We start from the raw sequence: 16,473 nt of genomic DNA, 5'->3' as shown, positions 1-16,473 counted from the left end.
ATTTACTCCCCCTTATACATTGGTGTGCGTTTTTCCTTGAATGCTTGTAATCCTTCTAATCTATCTTTCGTATGGATTACACCTTCATACGCTTGTTTTTCCATTTGTAATCCGGTATGTAAATCAACTTGAATACCGTTTGAAATTGCTTCTTTTGCTAATCGAACAGCAATAGGACCATTACTAGCAATTTTCTCTGCTATTTCAATCGCTTTCTCTTCAAGTAAATGAGCTGGTACAACAAATTCTACTAAACCATATTCTTTTGCTTCTTGCGCTGAAATACGTCTGCCTGTATAAATTAATTCTTTCGCTCTACCAACACCAATTAATCTTGGTAAACGCTGCGTACCACCTGCTCCTGGTATAATTGCAAGTGTAGTTTCAGTAAGACCAAGACTTGCAGATTCAGCCGCAATTCTAAAATCACAAGCTAAACTTAATTCCGTACCGCCACCAAGGGCGATTCCGTTTATGGCAGCAATAACTGGCTGTGGTAATTGTTCAACCATCTCCATAGTAGTGCGAATCATACTAACAGCATGGCGAACTTGTTCCTCATTCATACCAGCACGTTCTTTTAAATCAGCACCAGCACAAAACGCTTTTTCACCAGCACCTGTTAAAATAACTACACGAGTATTGGACTCTTCACTTATTTGAGTTAATATGTTTTGTAACTCTTCTAATAACGCTAAAGATAATGAGTTTGCTTGTCTTTCACGATATAACGAAATCTTTACAACGTGAGGTGTTACATAATTAACTGAAATGTTTTGTAGTTGTAGCATCTTCTCACCTACTTATCGTTTTATGTTGAAGCGCTCTATACACATGACTCGGTAATTGAATATTTAATTTACTTTGAATGAATTGACTCGCTTTCAATAACTTCTCTTCATCAATATTCGTTTGGACCCCTAACTTATGGAGCATATGAACTAAGTCATCGGTTGCAACATTGCCTGATGCTCCTGGTGCATATGGACATCCACCAAGACCACCACAAGAACTATCAAATGTTGTAATACCATATTCTAATGACTTAACTACATTCGCCAGAGCCATTCCATACGTATTATGGAAGTGCATTGCAAACTGCGAAGCATCATATTTCTTTAATAAATGCTCTAATACTCGCTCTACTTGTAGTGGATTCGCTACACCAATCGTGTCACCAAGAGATACTTCATAAATGCCGTATGAAAATAGTTGATTACATAATTCGTCAACTGCTGTGGCACTTATATCCCCTTCATAAGGACATCCAAATACAGTAGAAACATAGCCTCTTACCTTTTTTCCTTCGAATAATGCCTGTTTTGTTATATCTTCAATTACAACTAATGCTTCTTTAATTGATTTATTAATATTACTTTTATTATGAGATTCACTTGCTGATAAAAAAACATTCACCTCATCTACATTTTGCAAAAAAGCTCGTTCCAAACCATTTTGATTTGGAACAAGCGCTGCATAAGTAACATTGGGATCCCTTTTCAGCTCAGAAAACACATCATTTGCATCTGCTAATGCAGGGACCCATTTAGGGTGAACGAATGAGGAAACTTCAACGTACGATAATCCCGCCTCTGTAAGTAGTTGAATCCATTTTACTTTATCTTTTGTGCCAACAATCTTTTTTTCATTTTGTAAGCCATCACGTGGCCCGACTTCTTTAATGACAGCAAAATTAGGTAGTTTCAATTCGCTTCCCCCTATATCTCCCTATTCAATTTCTAGTAATACATCTCCTTCATTTACAAAATCGCCTTCTTGCACATTAATTTTCATAACTGTGCCAGCTTCTTCTGAAATGATTGGAATTTCCATTTTCATAGATTCCAAAATGACGACATCCTGCTCTTCCTCTACTGTATCTCCTACTCCTACAAAAATCTTCCATACATTTCCTGCCATCGATGCATATACCTTCGTCATCATTTTTTCCCCCTTAATATTGTTAAATCTTATTTTTTAACAAGTTGTTTCGTTACAAAACCCGTTGTATAAATACCACTTTTGAACACATCGTCTTCCAATACTTGAAGTAGCATTGGCGTGTTCGTTTTAATACCTTCTACTTTTAATTCTTCTAAAGCATCATGTAATTTTGAAATTGCTTCTTCACGAGTTTCACCATGAGCAATAACTTTCGCAATCATTGGATCGTAGAAAGGTGTAATCGTGACTTGATTCTCCAAAAAGTGATCAATACGTACATTTGATGGAAGCGTTAAATCTGTAATTTTCCCAGGTGATGGGAAGAAAGTTTTCGGATCCTCTGCATAAATACGTGCCTCAATGGCATGACCACTACGTTTTACATCATCTTGTGTAAATGATAGTTTCTCACCGTATGCAATTAGAAGTTGTTGTTCTACAAGATCTAAACCAGTAATTTCTTCTGTAACTGGATGCTCTACTTGTAATCTCGTATTCATCTCTAAGAAATAAAAGTTCTTCTGATCATCTACAAGAAACTCAACTGTACCTGCATTTGTATAGCCTAGAGCTTTGGCAGCTTGTACAGCAACTTCTCCCATCGCCTTGCGCGTACCTTCATCTAAAAATGGTGAAGGTGCTTCTTCAATTACTTTCTGATTTCGGCGCTGCACGGAACATTCACGCTCCCATAAATACACTGTGTTACCATGTGTATCTGCTAAAAGCTGAATTTCAATATGATGTGCATCTGCAATATAGCGCTCTAAATACATTTCTCCGTTACCGAAGAAGTTTTGTGCTCTTGTTTTGTTACTTTCAAATGCTTTGGTGAGCGTTTGCTCAGTTTCCATCAACTGCATTCCAATGCCTCCGCCGCCTGCGGATGCCTTCAGCATTAATGGATAACCAATTTGTTTTGCAATTTCAATGGCTTCTTCAGCAGTTTCAATATTTGTAGTAATACCTGGAACTACTGGGACATCTGCAGCTTGCATTGCAATACGAGACTCGATTTTACTTCCCATTTTCGTTATGATTTCTTCTGATGGACCGATAAATACAATCCCTTCTTCTCTACAGCGAACCGGAAAAGACGGATTCTCTGATAATAATCCATATCCCGGATGGATTGCTTCAGCATTTGTCTTCTTAGCTATTTCAATAATTTTTTCAAGGTTTAAATAGCTTTCTTGGACACGCGGTCCGCCTACTAAGTAAGCTTCATTTGCCATTTTTACATGTAGGGCATTTTCATCAGCCTCAGAATAAATAGCAACAGTGCGAATACCAAGTTTTTGACAAGTTTTCATAATACGAACTGCGATTTCCCCGCGATTAGCAATTAATATTTTTTGAAACATAGTGATTCCTCCTTTTTATCTACATCCTAAATGTCTTGCAATTACGAGACGTTGAATTTCAGAAGTTCCTTCACCAATTTCTAATAGTTTTGCATCACGAATATGTCGTTCCACTTCATATTCACGCATATAGCCGTATCCACCGTGAATTTGTACCGCTTGATTTGCAATACGACTAGCAGCCTCAGATGCAAATAACTTTGCCATAGCCGCTTCTTTACCGAAAGGTTTATCATTATCTTTTAACCAAGCTGCTTTATGTACTAAATTACGTGCAAGTTCTACTTCAGTCGCCATATCAGCTAATTTAAATTGAATCGCTTGGAAATTAGAGATTGACTTTCCAAATTGTTGACGTTCTTTCGCATATTGCAGCGCACGTTCAAATGCAGATTGTGCAATACCTACTGCTAATGCTGCGATTGAAATACGTCCTCCATCAAGTGTATATAAGAATTGTTTAAATCCTTTATTTACATCACCAAGAATATTTTCTTTCGGTACACGTACACCATCAAGTACGATTTCACATGTATTAGAAGCACGAACACCCATCTTATCGTAAGGACTTGAAATCGTTAATCCTTCACTTGTAGTCGGTACGATAAATGCCGAAATACGCTTTCTACCATTATCTTCAACACCGTTGATAGCGGTTACAATAATTGTATTTGCATACTCTGCATTTGTAATCCAACACTTTTCACCACTAATAACATACTCGTCTCCATCTAATACAGCTTTCGTTTGTGTACCACCTGCATCAGATCCAGCGTTCGGCTCAGTTAATCCGAAAGCACCTAAAGTTTTACCTGATGCCATTGGAATTAAATATTTCTGTTTTTGTTCTTCTGTACCGAAATAATAAATTGGAGAAGCACCTAATGAAATTGTTGCAGCGTAACTTAATCCTGTCCCACCACAAGCACGACCAATTTCTTCAACTGCTAACGCGTACGATACAGTATCGCCACCTGAACCTCCATACTCTTCAGGGAATGGGATTCCTAATAATCCTAGTTCGCCCATTTTTTGAAATGTTTCATATGGAAATTCCGCAGTTTTGTCATAATATACAGCTTTCGGTGCGATTTCCTTTTCAGCAAAGTCACGTACCATTTCTTTAATCATTTGTTTTTCGCGAGTTAGAGTAAATTCCATTCCGCTACACACCCCTTATCGAATATTGAGTTTCGACAGCGTGCGAGTTTCTACTACAAACATTACGAATTAAAAGACACGAATATTAGTTAGATAATTGCTATAATTCTGTCATAACTTAATTTTAAAACAGATTCTGTACTAATGCACAAAAAAATTCCTACATTGTTCTACAACAACATAGGAGTTTTTTTGTCGAATTATGTAATTTATTGTTTAATAATCTCTACCTTTTCCCGAATCAGAAATTTCTACTAAAGCTTCAGGGTAAGGTTCAAAATATGTTTGTCTTAATAAATACTTTTCGTCAAATCGAATGGCCCATGATTTTAAAATTGCAAGTAAGCTACTAAGCGGGACTTTCTTTTCTATATACTTTTGTATCAAATCTAAAAAATGATCTTTTTCTTGTTTTTTCAGCTTAGTTTTAAAATATCCAAAAATATGCTCACATACATTTACATTCGATGTATAGCGGGGTGTGCGCATAAATAATTCATATAAAGTCTTCTCATAGTTTTCAAATACCACTTCAATCGTTTCATTTTTTTGATTTGCAATAATACGCCCCAATTCCTTTTGTTTTACCTGATTATATGCCATAAATAAATACTTATAGTCTGATTGAAATGATACGAGTTCTTTTATGTTTTTAGTATGTTTAATCATTTTGTAATGCGCGATTGTAAACAGCCTTGTAAAGAAATGTTCTCTAATAATAAAATTCGACAATCTACCCTCTTCTTCAATTGGAAGATGCGAAAAATTTTTTATTACTGCTCCGCCAAATAAGCCAGATCCCTTTCCTTTTGCTGGTGCTTTTTCAAAACCAGAATAAATTTTCACATCACGCGTACCACAACTCGGCGAACGATTCTTTAAAATAAAACCATCCACATCAGATATCGTTTGTAAAAAGACATATGAAAATTGCTCCATTTTTTCAGTTACATCTTCTCGTGTCGACGGTTGTACAAGCCTATTCACACCATTTTCTTCTACAATTCGTATCGTTTCACGAGGAGTCCCCAATCCGATCTCGACTTCTGGACAAACAGGTATAAATGTAACAAATGGCTGCAAATTTCGTATTGTTACATCTGGTATCATCTCTGCATTATAACGACAGGCATCAAATTCTAAACATTTACTTACAACTATTGTTGGTTTTGCAAATTGCCGCATTTCATTACCTCCATGGTATCAATCCATACAATATAAATTGTACTGATATTAGTATCTTAAGCAAAGTCTGTTTATATTGATTATTTTTATAATAACTATAAATTTAATGCTATATCAACTACAATTCAAATCTATTTCGTATATGTATTAACAAGTTCTTGTACAAACTTGTTAATACATTTTTGTCTAAACACAATCCATCTTTACTAGCATAGTTACAGATTCTTTCCTCTCCTCTTTACATTTAAATTAAAATAAGTCTTAATACGAATTTTAATCCCAAGTTATTTGGAATATATTCTTTATATTTGTACATTATAGACTGAGAAAGTATTACTTGTAGTTAGGGTGTTCCAAATGAATTTTAGAAACCTACTTTCTTTATTACGGAACATTTTCAGAAGCATTTTTTCTTTGGTAAAAAACATTTCAAAAAATCCATTCAGTTTAAGGAGGCATATTAAAATGGGAGTATTAAGTGGTAATCCCCAAAATGAACCAATGCATTACGGAGAAGTCTTTGCAATTTGGAGTTATCTTGCAGGGGCACAAGGTGCAATTGCTGGTTACCAAGTTCTTGTCAATCATACTGGAGACGAGGACTTAAAAAAGTTTTTAGAAAATCTTATAGAAAATGATATCCAATCAGAAGTTGAAGAACTAAAAAACTTGTTAAAATCAAACGGTGTGGCATTACCACCAGCACCTCCAGAGCGTCCAGTTGCATCTATTGAAACAATCCCTCCTGGTGCTCGTATTAATGACGCAGAAATTGCAGCTAAAGTTTCTATGGATCTTGCTGCTGGACTAGTAGCATGTAGCCAAGCGATGGGACAATCACTTCGAGAAGACGTAGGAATGATGTTTGGACAATTCCATATGAAAAAGGCACAAGCAGGTGCTACTTTACTACGGTTAAATAAGAAAAAAGGCTGGATTATTCCTCCTCCTTTACATGTTCTTCAATCTGATCAAGCTTAACATGGCGTAAGCGGTTAACTTTTATTAACCGCTTCGTTGTATTTACCTGTCCTTTTAATAATGGAGATTAAAGATAGTTCTAATAATTTTAACTTTATGATTTAGATACTGTGATACGAATAATGTACAAAAGCAATGGAGAAATTAATACATAAGAAAGGAGGGGAAATTTATGAAGAAAAAATTGTCATCTATTTTAAGTGTTTTAGCACTATCTATTATGTTTTTAGGCACATCTGCCCAAGCTGAATACGATGGAAATCATATGAATAGAGTTAATAACACTGATATGTCAACTCGAGTTAATGACAATAACTTGAACAGAGTTAATAATGATGTGAGAACTCGAAATGTAAATACGACAAATGATTTAAATAATAATCGTGATAGAAATAATAATTGGGCTTGGCTGGGTTTATTAGGTCTAGCAGGATTATTAGGTCTTAGAAGAAGAGACAAAGAAGTACGTTAATTTAGAATGTTTTTCGTAAACAAGTACTTATTTATCAAAATTGTATAATGAATATAAATCGCCTTTTTAAAGGCGATTTATTATTTGCTTAAAAATAGTATATGTAATTCACACATCAACATATTTTTACTTATGATTAAACATATTAAATTACATTTATTTAAATACCAAAAATCAAACCCCTAAAATATTGTTATAGTTAGATTCGTGGCGTTAATCCATACAATATAAATTGAATCGTATTTTCAATTTCCACTTCATCATCCCATTTTTCTTCAGGCAATAATAAAAATCGTGTTAATAGTAAACCTAATACAGCTGATAAAGTAAGACGTAATACAGAAGATGGTGGTATCTCAATAATTTCTCCTTTATCTTGAAACTTCACAATCAACTTTTTGAAATGTGAAAACAGTTCCGTTTCTACTAATTGTTGTATTTCATTTTTTAGCTCTGGTTGAAATGGTACTTCTTGAATTAATATTTTAATCATAGGAAAGTGCTTTTGAGCAAATTCAAATCTATTATGAATGACAACTCGTAAAAGTCCCTCATATGATTCATACTTCGATTTAAATATTTCCTTTGCAAAGGCTTGTACGAAAAATGGTGCAGCAAACTTTGTTAATGTTGGCATGACAACTGCTAACAATAAATCTTTTTTCGTTTTATAGTAGCGGAAGATTGTTCCTTCCGCTACACCAGCACGCTTTGCAATTTCACTTGTAGAAGTTGATGCATATCCTTTTTCTCCAAACATATCAACAGCTGCCTCTAAAATACGCATTTGACGTTCATTTCGTTTATCCGTATTAGTTGCGGCAATTAATTCATCCAACCAATCCTTCTTCATCTATAATGCCCCTTTGTATCATCATTATATTTTCCGATGTTTCTTTAATGCAAATACATTCCCTATTGCAAATAATAGAGAAAAAAGTAGTAATACAGTTAGATCTAACGCAATCTCTTTAAATCCTTGATTTCGAATCATCACTTGTCTCATTGCGTCAGCTCCATATGTGAGCGGAAATAATTTCCCTAACATTTGTAGCCACTTATTCATAGATTCAATTGGAAACAACCCAGAAAAGAAAATTTGTGGCACAATGACAAACGGTATAAATTGAATCATTTGAAATTCATTATTTGCGTATGCTGATAAAAATGTCCCTAAAGTTAGTGCTGTTAAAGAAAGCATACATGTAATAAGTAGCGTTAGCCATATGGAGCCAGCTACATACAAGTCTAAAATATAAACTGAAAAATTCACGATTATAATTGATTGTATAAATGCAAAGATTCCAAAACCAATAATATATCCTACAACTATTTCCCATCTTCTCACTGGAGTGGACAATAACCTCTCTAATGTACCACTTAAACGTTCTCTAACAAAGGAAACTCCAGATAATATAAATACAAAGAAAAATGTAAAGAAACCAATCAATACGGGGCCAAGCCCATCAAACATTGTAAAGTCTTTAGAGCCATGTAAGTAATTTACTTCAGGCTTCATAACTGATACATCATTCTTTTCTGAACTCTTTTGTAAAACTTGAAGTACAGCACGATTTTTTGATGAATCACTTCCTTCTAATAAAACATTCATTTTCCCATTCTCTAAATAAATTACTGCATCTACCTTTTGCTGTTCTAACTCTGAAATTGCTTTCTCTTTGCCGTATTCATAAATTGAGGCTTCTTGAGTTTTCATTGTTTTTACAATAGGAGCAGGCACATCAACTACAGCAATATGCGGTACATAGTCTTTTTGTGTAAACACTAGAGACAATAACCAAAGTAATAACATTGGTGCCCCAAACATCATCGCTAACGAACGTTTATCTCGAAAAAATTGGCGAATAATACGAATGATTACACCAGTAACTCTCATGATAGGGCCACCTCTTCCAACAAAAAGACATCTTCAATCCGTCCTGATGATACCCGTTTTTTCAATTCTTCAGGTGTTCCAGTCGCAACTAGCTTTCCTTCTCTAATCAACCCTAAACGCTCACAAAACTCAGCTTCATCCATAATGTGCGTCGTTACAATAATAGTTGTGCCTTTCTTTTTCAAATCATAAAATTTTTCCCAGATTGTTTTTCTAAGAAGTGGATCTATCCCCACTGTTGGCTCATCTAAAATTAATATTTCAGGTTCATGAAGGAGTGCTATCGCTAATGATAAACGCTTCTTCATCCCACCTGAAAAATGCTGCACTTGCTGTCTTATATGTTTTGATAATTGTACAAGGTCAAAAACCTCTTCGATTCTTTCTTTTTTATGTTTTCCTTTTAATCCATACATCGTTGCAATAAAATCTGCATTTTCATATGCTGATAGTTCTTCATATAATGCATCAGCCTGAGCCATATAACCAATTCTTTTCATTTCATTTAAATTAGGCATGTTCGTGTTGTATACAAGCACTTCACCTTTCGTTGCCTCATTAATACCTGCAATCAATTTAATAAGAGTCGTTTTCCCTGAACCTGAAGGCCCAACTAAACCAAATATCTCTGCTTTTTCAACTTGCAATGAAAGATTGTGTAAAACTTCTTTTTTCCAAAAACTTTTTGACACGGTTCGTAAAATAATAGCAGGTTGCTGCATGTATTCTTCCCCCTTTTCAAAATGAGTGAGTACTCACTTTCATTTTACTCTTGCGTAATTATATGTCAAACTTCATTGATTAGTATGTATTTTCAATCTTAAACAATGAAACAGAGTCGACATTAGAATTTCATTTCTTAAAGTCGACTCTGCTTCATTTAAATTATATATTTCATTTTACGTTTTTAAATTCATATATTTTCTAATTCTAGCAACATCTAAAGAATATTCGATAACTAATTGCTGTAACGGTAAAATAACTGTATCAGGATATAAATGTGCATATTGTAATGTTTCTGCATATTTTTCTAACCTTTTTTCTAAATACTTTATAATTTGATCAGGATGACTTACTAATAAACATTTACAATAATAATGTATTTGTTCCTCAATCGCCGTATACTCTTCAATTTCATATTCTTTATGCATGTGTACACCCCTTTAAGTTTTTTACTGAATTGCTTATCACACTTTTCACTCGACTAATTTTTAATTTTTTGATTATTTACACTATAACAAACTCTCCGGGTCAAATTTTGTTACTTTATGTAACGTAGAAAATTTTTAACAAAACTGTAATGTTAACTTGTATAAAATGCATATGGCCTATTTTTTCTGTACAAAAAGTCGTACAGTTCAATTTAACTGTACGACTACAAGTTCTGGCCTATTAAAAATTCTTTGCGGAATGATACTATTGCCTAATCCTATACTTACTACCATAGACGTATTTTGTTTTTCATATAAACTGGTTGTATATTTAGGTAAAACACCTTGATTTGGAGCCACTAATTTGCTGATAAATGGTAACCTAAATTGTCCACCATTAGCGTGTCCTGATAAAACTATATCTATTTGCTCATCAGCATAATTCTGAATAAATTCAGGTCTATAGAATAAATCATCTATTTCTCCTATTTTAATCCACTATCTAACTGTATTGCTTCTATATATAGATATACTCCTATGTAATCCGCAATTTTCCTTATCGGATAAATTAATAAAAATTATTTCCCTACACATTGCGATTACATGTTATATAAGGAAGCCCTTCTTTTTTCCATGCAAGAAATCCTCCCTTTAAATTCACTACTTCCTTTATACCTGCTCTTTGTAAAATACTAGCTGCTATAGCGGAACGCAATCCGGTTCGACATTGTAAAACTATTGGGCAATCTTTTGGTATACAATCTAGCTGCTTAAATAGATTTCCTAAAGGGATATGTATTGCATCATGAAGATGTCCTTCCTCCCACTCTTTTTTACTACGCACGTCGATTACCTTAACACTTCCACCTTTTATATGCGGATATAATTCGATTGATGTGTCTTCTTTGTAACTTTCTAATCTATTAAATCTTTGTATTACCTTTACAGGTACAAAAGCAATAATATTATCTAGCCCAATAGATTCAAAGTCTCTAATAACTTCCTCCACTCTAACCTTTTCCTCATCTAGAATGATTAAAGTTTCTGTTTTATAATCTAGTAACCATCCACACCAAGTTGTAAAGGAATTGTTATAAGGTATGTTAATTGATTTCTCGATGTGACCAGAAGCAAAACTCTCTACATCCCTTATATCAACTATTTGCTGAACGCTTGTCATAACTTCTTGAAGTTTTTCTACTGTATCAATAGCAATAACTTCTCTCTTCTTACGAATTGGAGGACCAGACTTATTTAAATTCTTCATTAATGAAAAATACTTTGGAGGCTCTGGCTGTCCCCTCAATAAAGTCGATACAAAATCACTTTCTTCATTACACTGAAATGCCCAATTGAACATCTTTTCATAACCTAATGTAGAAGTTGGAATTGCTCCTAATGCTTTTCCACATGCGCTTCCTGCACCATGTGATGGCCATATTTGCAAATAATCAGGGAGTATTTTTATTTTTTGTATAGAATTAAATAATTGTTTCGCTCCTATTTTTGCAGTATTTTTCATACCTACAGCAGTTTCTAATAAATCCGGTCTTCCTATATCTCCTACAAATATAAAATCACCTGTGAATATTCCCATTGGCTTATCATTCGTATAATTATTTTGACTTGTATCAGTTACTAAAAAAGAAATACTTTCAGGCGTATGCCCTGGGGTGTGAATTACATTAAATTTTATATGACCTATTTTAAACTCTGTGCCCTCTCTAACCAATTTGTATCGACCTTCGTTAAAATATTGATATTTCCAATCACAATTTCCTTCATCAGATACATATAACTTTGCATGATAAAGATTAGAAAGTTCTCTAGACCCAGAAAGAAAATCTGCATGAATGTGAGTTTCAGCCGCAGCAATTACTTCCATTCCCTCTTTCTTAGCAAATTCTATATATTGTTCTATATAGCGACCTGGATCAATTACAATTGCTACGCCTTCCTTCTGACAACCGACCAAATAGGAAGCATGTGCTAATTTTTCATCATAAAAATATTTTAAAAGCATAGCTATTCCCTCCAAATAGTTATTTCAAATTACTTTTCAATTTTTATAACTGCTTTCTATCTTCTCCTATAGCATCCCTTTCAACATAAAATTCCAATACATATAGGGCAACATATATCTTTTAAGTAAAAACATACTATATCGTTCTTTCGCTTGATTAAACGGAAATGTTTCTTGAGGCTCATGTTCATAGTTAAATTCAGCGAGTATAAGACTTTTATAACCTGTAACAATCGGACAGGATGTATATCCATCATATTTAGCATGCAAGTCTCTTCCGTTAAGTACGTCCATAATATTTTGTTTTAAGACAGGTATTTGTTTTCGAATTGCCGCTCCAGTTTTAGAGGTGGGTAAATTGGTACAATCTCCAAGTCCGAAAATATTCTTATACTGTACATGCTGCAAAGTATAAGGGCTTATTTCTACCCACCCCTGAGAATCACTTATCTCACTCTCTTTAATAAAATTAGGTGGCCCCATTGGTGGAACAACATGGATCATACTGTATGGTACAGTTTCTCTTTTCAGTGTTTGCGTATCTTCAAAAATTGCTTCTCTTTTTTCGGCAATAATTTCTACTAAGTTTTTATTATAATTCGTTATAATTTGCTTTCTTTCTAGTACTTGTTCTAATGTATTAGCATAACGTGGAACCTGAAATATATTAGCGTTCGCCGTATAAAACATTACTTCACTTTTGTTTCTTACACCGCTATTAGAAAAATACTCTTCTGCTAAATACATAATCTTTTGTGGAGCACCACCGCATTTAATAGGAGTGTTTGGGTGGGTAAAAACTGCATTTCCTCCTTTAAATTTTTCAATTTCTCTCCAAGTAGAATCAACATATTTATAAGAGTAATTGCTACAAACCCCATTAGTCCCAATAGACTCCTTCAAGCCTTTAATACCATCCCAATTTATTTGTATACCGGCTGCTACAATAAGAATTTCATACTCAAGCAGCAATCCATCATCTAAAAGTAACTTATTCTCTTTCGGAAACAACTTAACGACACTTTTAGGAATCCACGTTGCACCTTTTGGAATAAGCACTTCTTGATCACGCATCGTACTTTCCTTTGAAACAATTCCTCCCCCCACTAAACTCCATAGTGGTTGGAAATAATGTTTTTTTGATGGATCAATAATTGCTATATCTTCTTTCAATAGGGGTACATTTCGTAACAAATGTGCAGTAGAAGATATTCCTGCAGTCCCAGCACCAATTACAATAATTTTATAACTATCTCTGGTCTTCATTATCCTCTTCCCATCTAAATTTGATTTTTAAAACAACTAATTCGCAGCCGTATTTTCATTGTATTAACATTATTATAAGTTAAAAACACCACCTTTTTATCTGACTTAAATGAAAATTTTGTTAACTTTACCATCAATTTTACTTTATGCGTAAATCCCCTATGCTACTTCCATCTTTTATATTTTTCAATCTTAGCCTTTATTCAATCTTACTTTTATTTAATCAGATAGAGGAATTGTTAGTTAAATACGGGAGGTTTTTATAACGCGCTAGGTATTCATGTGAAAGAATTACTAATTACATGGGAATTAGCTCCGACTCATATTCAATTGAGTGAAATTATTGAGGTTACCAAAGATAATATATGCTGATGTTGAAAAAGGAGAAGTAAACCTTATTAGTAAAGTAGAATTATCTATTATTTTCAATGAAATAGCTCTTTTAAATATAATAAATGCATAAGTATTACTGTATTGATTAATTTTAAAAATAACCAAATTTGGACTCTAGTTCTTAAACAATACAAAAAACAACGAAAAAGAACACACCTTTTTGCATTATACAAGTGTGTTCTTTTCTTTTTTTAGTTTTAATTGCTATAATTCTTAGCCTATAGTAACTAAATTAAATTATTTTACACCGACCTGATTCCAAGCATTTTCTATAGCTTTATACGTTACACTATCATAACCATCATAATCAGCCGCAGATTGTAATAAAGCAGTACGAGCTTGTTTAAAGTCGCTAGTTGGAGTCAAATATGTTGTTAACGCACGATAATAGATTTTTTCTGCCTTTTCTTTACCAATAGAATTAATTGTCAGATATCCAGCCTTATTCGGAATACCGCTATTTATATGCACTCCACCATTATCTCCTTCTTCAGTTTCTGGAAGATATTGATAGTTTCTCATATGAGCAGGCTGTCCATATTTCTCAGGATTTGATAAGCTTCGCAGTGCGTCCCCAGAAACACCAGGTGTAAACACAGCATCTCCTACATCCCAATTGGTAGGATCAACAAAATAGCCAAAAACATCAGAGAAAGATTCATTTAATGCACCTGATTGATTTACGTAACGAAGATCAGCAGAATACTCTGTAACAGCATGAGTTAATTCATGTGCCACAACATCAAGAGAACCAGAAAGCGGAATAAATCTGCGACCATCTCCATCCCCATATATCATTTGCTGGCCATTCCAAAATGCGTTATTTACGTTAACTCCATAATTCACAGCCGAGCGAATTGTTTTACCTTTTCCATCAATACTATTACGATTATGAACGTTTTTATAATAATCATAGACTTTTCCTGCATGATAATGGGCATCAACTGCTGGCCCTTGATCTTTACTTGTCCAAGCATTATCCTCATCAAATAGACGATAATTTATTGGATAATCTTCATCACTATGATTAACTGTAAATGTTTCAATGTAGCCACCATTCATAGGTTTTGTTATGTCTTTTAAGTAGTATTTTCCCTTTACACTACTAAAAGTTGTATTCAATTCTTTTTTATCACCTAATACCCCATATCCGTAGCCTTTATGAGCACTATCTGCATCTGTAACTGCATTATATGAATCTACAATTGTTCCATCTTCCGCATTAACATAGATGTGCCAGTTAGCACCATAAGGTTTAATAAATTGTAGTTTCACTTTAAACGTTAAATAGTATGTTCCATCTTTTTCATATACAACTAAATCTGCTGTTTCATTAGTAGACTCTAAGTTTTCTTTTATCTGATCTAATGCATTCCCGTCCATTTTTACTAGCGTATCAATTTTTGTAAGTTTAATATGTTTCCAAGCATTTGAAAGTGCTGTTTCCTTTGTAATCTTTGCTTTTGTATTCCCCTTTAAACTCTCCTCTGCAGCTGGATGGACATCTCCATTGACCGTTGTTACTTTCCCCTCTTTATCTGTATGTACAATAAATTGTGCACCGTCAACAGGTATTTTATTTATAGATCGTGTATAAACATAATGTTTCATACCTAAATCATCTGATTTCACTTCTTTAAGTGTTAAATCTTTTTGTGGATTTATTTTAAATAATTCTTTATTTTCTTCAAGAAACTCTTTTACCGCTTTTTGAGTCTCTACCTTTTTATCAGATAAATCACCTGAAAGAAATGATGGACTTCCTTGTTCCTCATTCCAATTTTTTTGTAGTACCTCCATTTTATCCATTGCTTCTTGTTGAGAGACTTGTTCTTCTGCAAACGCAGTTGAAAAAGGAGCACCTAACATTGTTCCCGCAGCAAGCAATGTAATAACCGTTTTTTTCATTCGTTTTCCCCCTTCAATATGAGTAATTTAAAAGATATAATTGCAAAATTTAATATACAATTATTTTTGGTTTTTTTGTATAAATATGAATAATTGCATATTATTAATTTATTAATTTATTAAGATATAAATTACTTATAAGGGTACTAACCCATCGCTATCAAGCTATGCTCATACAACATCAATTAGAGTAGAGGCTATTTTCTTTTCGTGTCGATGAGATTTTTCGCCCGTTTTGCTGTAGGAGGCTGAACTGGCGAATTAGAATCTTTGATAGCTCTTGGGTATCTTTCTGTATAGCTTGGAAAAGAAGAAGAAAATAATCTTTAATCATATATATGGCCTTATATTCACTCAGTTCTCGTTTCTTTTTAAATAAGAAGTAATTGCCATATTTGAAACATGATAGAAGAAAAAAGTAAGATGGTTGTCAGTTGTCCATACACATAAAGCAATTAAATCTTTTGCTTGGTATTTACTGGTTCGTTGAACAAAATCAACATCTCTAGCAAGATTCCGTAAGGCATTTAGAGAAAAAAACCTTGAATTTCTTGAGCAGATAGTTGTAATTCGTCAAACACAGAAACAGACACAAAAAACGCCATCCTTTCCTATGATTTAAAGAAAGAACAGCGTTTTTTTTAATTTTATGGAGAACTAATTATTTCTTTTTTTATAATAAGAAAGGAGATTTATTATCATATTAATTAAACATATAGAGATAAGTG

Annotated in this window: 15 protein-coding genes and 2 pseudogenes; 2 read left to right on the top strand and 15 right to left on the bottom strand. The window is 33.6% G+C overall.

Annotated elements, in window-relative coordinates; genetic code table 11:
* Nucleotides 1-2: 2 nt before the first annotated feature.
* The 6 genes from ACSG5Z_RS04950 to ACSG5Z_RS04925 form a co-directional block, all read right to left on the bottom strand.
* Nucleotides 3-791, bottom strand: coding sequence for an enoyl-CoA hydratase (locus ACSG5Z_RS04950; protein WP_048546966.1), 789 nt, complete (start codon nt 789-791; stop codon nt 3-5).
* A gap of 4 nt (nt 792-795) precedes the next feature.
* The gene (gene mvaB / locus ACSG5Z_RS04945; protein WP_088063513.1) at nt 796-1,707 is read right to left on the bottom strand and encodes a hydroxymethylglutaryl-CoA lyase; all 912 of its coding nucleotides are present in this window, start codon (nt 1,705-1,707) and stop codon (nt 796-798) included.
* A gap of 21 nt (nt 1,708-1,728) precedes the next feature.
* Complete coding sequence (locus ACSG5Z_RS04940; RefSeq protein WP_435710828.1) at nt 1,729-1,944, bottom strand: acetyl-CoA carboxylase biotin carboxyl carrier protein subunit; 216 nt, start codon at nt 1,942-1,944, stop codon at nt 1,729-1,731.
* A gap of 26 nt (nt 1,945-1,970) precedes the next feature.
* Nucleotides 1,971-3,308, bottom strand: a complete 1,338-nt coding sequence (locus ACSG5Z_RS04935; protein WP_000486754.1) for an acetyl-CoA carboxylase biotin carboxylase subunit — start codon at nt 3,306-3,308, stop codon at nt 1,971-1,973.
* Between the two features lie 15 nt (nt 3,309-3,323).
* Nucleotides 3,324-4,469 carry an acyl-CoA dehydrogenase gene (locus tag ACSG5Z_RS04930; protein WP_000397260.1) on the bottom strand — a complete coding sequence of 382 codons (1,146 nt, stop codon included), beginning with the start codon at nt 4,467-4,469 and terminating at the stop codon, nt 3,324-3,326.
* A 216-nt stretch (nt 4,470-4,685) separates the two neighbouring features.
* On the bottom strand, nt 4,686-5,654 hold the full coding sequence (locus ACSG5Z_RS04925) for a YbgA family protein (protein ID WP_087986147.1): 969 nt from the start codon (nt 5,652-5,654) through the stop codon (nt 4,686-4,688).
* A 465-nt stretch (nt 5,655-6,119) separates the two neighbouring features.
* Between ACSG5Z_RS04925 and ACSG5Z_RS04920 the strand changes: the two genes are divergently transcribed.
* Both ACSG5Z_RS04920 and ACSG5Z_RS04915 read left to right on the top strand, forming a co-directional pair.
* On the top strand, nt 6,120-6,635 hold the full coding sequence (locus ACSG5Z_RS04920) for a DUF3231 family protein (RefSeq protein WP_000538613.1): 516 nt from the start codon (nt 6,120-6,122) through the stop codon (nt 6,633-6,635).
* Between the two features lie 172 nt (nt 6,636-6,807).
* Nucleotides 6,808-7,107: a WGxxGxxG family protein gene (locus tag ACSG5Z_RS04915; protein WP_435710824.1), complete on the top strand. Its 300-nt coding sequence runs from the start codon at nt 6,808-6,810 to the stop codon at nt 7,105-7,107.
* Between the two features lie 199 nt (nt 7,108-7,306).
* Here the strand turns inward: ACSG5Z_RS04915 and ACSG5Z_RS04910 are convergent, their stop codons facing one another.
* The 9 genes and pseudogenes from ACSG5Z_RS04910 to ACSG5Z_RS04870 all read right to left on the bottom strand — a co-directional run.
* Nucleotides 7,307-7,960: a TetR/AcrR family transcriptional regulator gene (locus ACSG5Z_RS04910; protein ID WP_060488911.1), complete on the bottom strand. Its 654-nt coding sequence runs from the start codon at nt 7,958-7,960 to the stop codon at nt 7,307-7,309.
* 24 nt (nt 7,961-7,984) lie between these two features.
* Nucleotides 7,985-9,004, bottom strand: coding sequence for an ABC transporter permease (locus ACSG5Z_RS04905; RefSeq protein WP_435710822.1), 1,020 nt, complete (start codon nt 9,002-9,004; stop codon nt 7,985-7,987).
* Complete coding sequence (locus ACSG5Z_RS04900; protein WP_048546950.1) at nt 9,001-9,726, bottom strand: ABC transporter ATP-binding protein; 726 nt, start codon at nt 9,724-9,726, stop codon at nt 9,001-9,003. The genes ACSG5Z_RS04905 and ACSG5Z_RS04900 overlap by 4 nt, the downstream gene beginning before the upstream one ends.
* A 177-nt stretch (nt 9,727-9,903) precedes the next feature.
* A complete protein-coding gene (locus tag ACSG5Z_RS04895; protein WP_000548621.1) occupies nt 9,904-10,155 on the bottom strand; it encodes a hypothetical protein in 252 nt (83 codons plus the stop codon).
* 207 nt (nt 10,156-10,362) lie between these two features.
* Nucleotides 10,363-10,626, bottom strand: a pseudogene (locus ACSG5Z_RS04890) (metallophosphoesterase); the annotation flags it as partial.
* 115 nt (nt 10,627-10,741) lie between these two features.
* The gene (locus ACSG5Z_RS04885; RefSeq protein ID WP_435710816.1) at nt 10,742-12,178 is read right to left on the bottom strand and encodes an MBL fold metallo-hydrolase; all 1,437 of its coding nucleotides are present in this window, start codon (nt 12,176-12,178) and stop codon (nt 10,742-10,744) included.
* Nucleotides 12,179-12,244: 66 nt separating this feature from the next.
* Nucleotides 12,245-13,444 (bottom strand): FAD/NAD(P)-binding oxidoreductase, encoded by a 1,200-nt coding sequence (locus ACSG5Z_RS04880; RefSeq protein ID WP_327960893.1) that lies wholly within the window; start codon nt 13,442-13,444, stop codon nt 12,245-12,247.
* 630 nt (nt 13,445-14,074) lie between these two features.
* On the bottom strand, nt 14,075-15,745 hold the full coding sequence (locus tag ACSG5Z_RS04875) for a M4 family metallopeptidase (protein ID WP_435710814.1): 1,671 nt from the start codon (nt 15,743-15,745) through the stop codon (nt 14,075-14,077).
* Between the two features lie 171 nt (nt 15,746-15,916).
* Nucleotides 15,917-16,194, bottom strand: a pseudogene (locus tag ACSG5Z_RS04870) (IS4 family transposase); the annotation flags it as partial.
* Nucleotides 16,195-16,473 lie beyond the last annotated feature (279 nt).

It is taken from the genome of Bacillus pretiosus (genome assembly GCF_051294775.1).
Classification (GTDB): Bacteria; Bacillota; Bacilli; order Bacillales; family Bacillaceae_G; genus Bacillus_A; species Bacillus_A wiedmannii.
Note: the sequence above shows the minus strand (reverse complement) of the source record. Positions and strands in the feature narration are given on the sequence as shown.

Excerpts from the sequence above, each read along its gene's own strand:
- ACSG5Z_RS04950 (WP_048546966.1), bottom strand. The coding sequence starts at position 791 with ATGCTACAACTACAAAACATTTCAGTTAATTATGTAACACCTCACGTT.
- ACSG5Z_RS04940 (WP_435710828.1), bottom strand. The coding sequence starts at position 1,944 with ATGATGACGAAGGTATATGCATCGATGGCAGGAAATGTATGGAAGATT.
- ACSG5Z_RS04935 (WP_000486754.1), bottom strand. The coding sequence starts at position 3,308 with ATGTTTCAAAAAATATTAATTGCTAATCGCGGGGAAATCGCAGTTCGT.
- ACSG5Z_RS04930 (WP_000397260.1), bottom strand. The coding sequence starts at position 4,469 with ATGGAATTTACTCTAACTCGCGAAAAACAAATGATTAAAGAAATGGTA.
- ACSG5Z_RS04925 (WP_087986147.1), bottom strand. The coding sequence starts at position 5,654 with ATGCGGCAATTTGCAAAACCAACAATAGTTGTAAGTAAATGTTTAGAA.
- ACSG5Z_RS04920 (WP_000538613.1), top strand. The coding sequence starts at position 6,120 with ATGGGAGTATTAAGTGGTAATCCCCAAAATGAACCAATGCATTACGGA.
- ACSG5Z_RS04915 (WP_435710824.1), top strand. The coding sequence starts at position 6,808 with ATGAAGAAAAAATTGTCATCTATTTTAAGTGTTTTAGCACTATCTATT.
- ACSG5Z_RS04910 (WP_060488911.1), bottom strand. The coding sequence starts at position 7,960 with ATGAAGAAGGATTGGTTGGATGAATTAATTGCCGCAACTAATACGGAT.
- ACSG5Z_RS04905 (WP_435710822.1), bottom strand. The coding sequence starts at position 9,004 with ATGAGAGTTACTGGTGTAATCATTCGTATTATTCGCCAATTTTTTCGA.
- ACSG5Z_RS04900 (WP_048546950.1), bottom strand. The coding sequence starts at position 9,726 with ATGCAGCAACCTGCTATTATTTTACGAACCGTGTCAAAAAGTTTTTGG.
- ACSG5Z_RS04895 (WP_000548621.1), bottom strand. The coding sequence starts at position 10,155 with ATGCATAAAGAATATGAAATTGAAGAGTATACGGCGATTGAGGAACAA.
- ACSG5Z_RS04885 (WP_435710816.1), bottom strand. The coding sequence starts at position 12,178 with ATGCTTTTAAAATATTTTTATGATGAAAAATTAGCACATGCTTCCTAT.
- ACSG5Z_RS04880 (WP_327960893.1), bottom strand. The coding sequence starts at position 13,444 with ATGAAGACCAGAGATAGTTATAAAATTATTGTAATTGGTGCTGGGACT.
- ACSG5Z_RS04875 (WP_435710814.1), bottom strand. The coding sequence starts at position 15,745 with ATGAAAAAAACGGTTATTACATTGCTTGCTGCGGGAACAATGTTAGGT.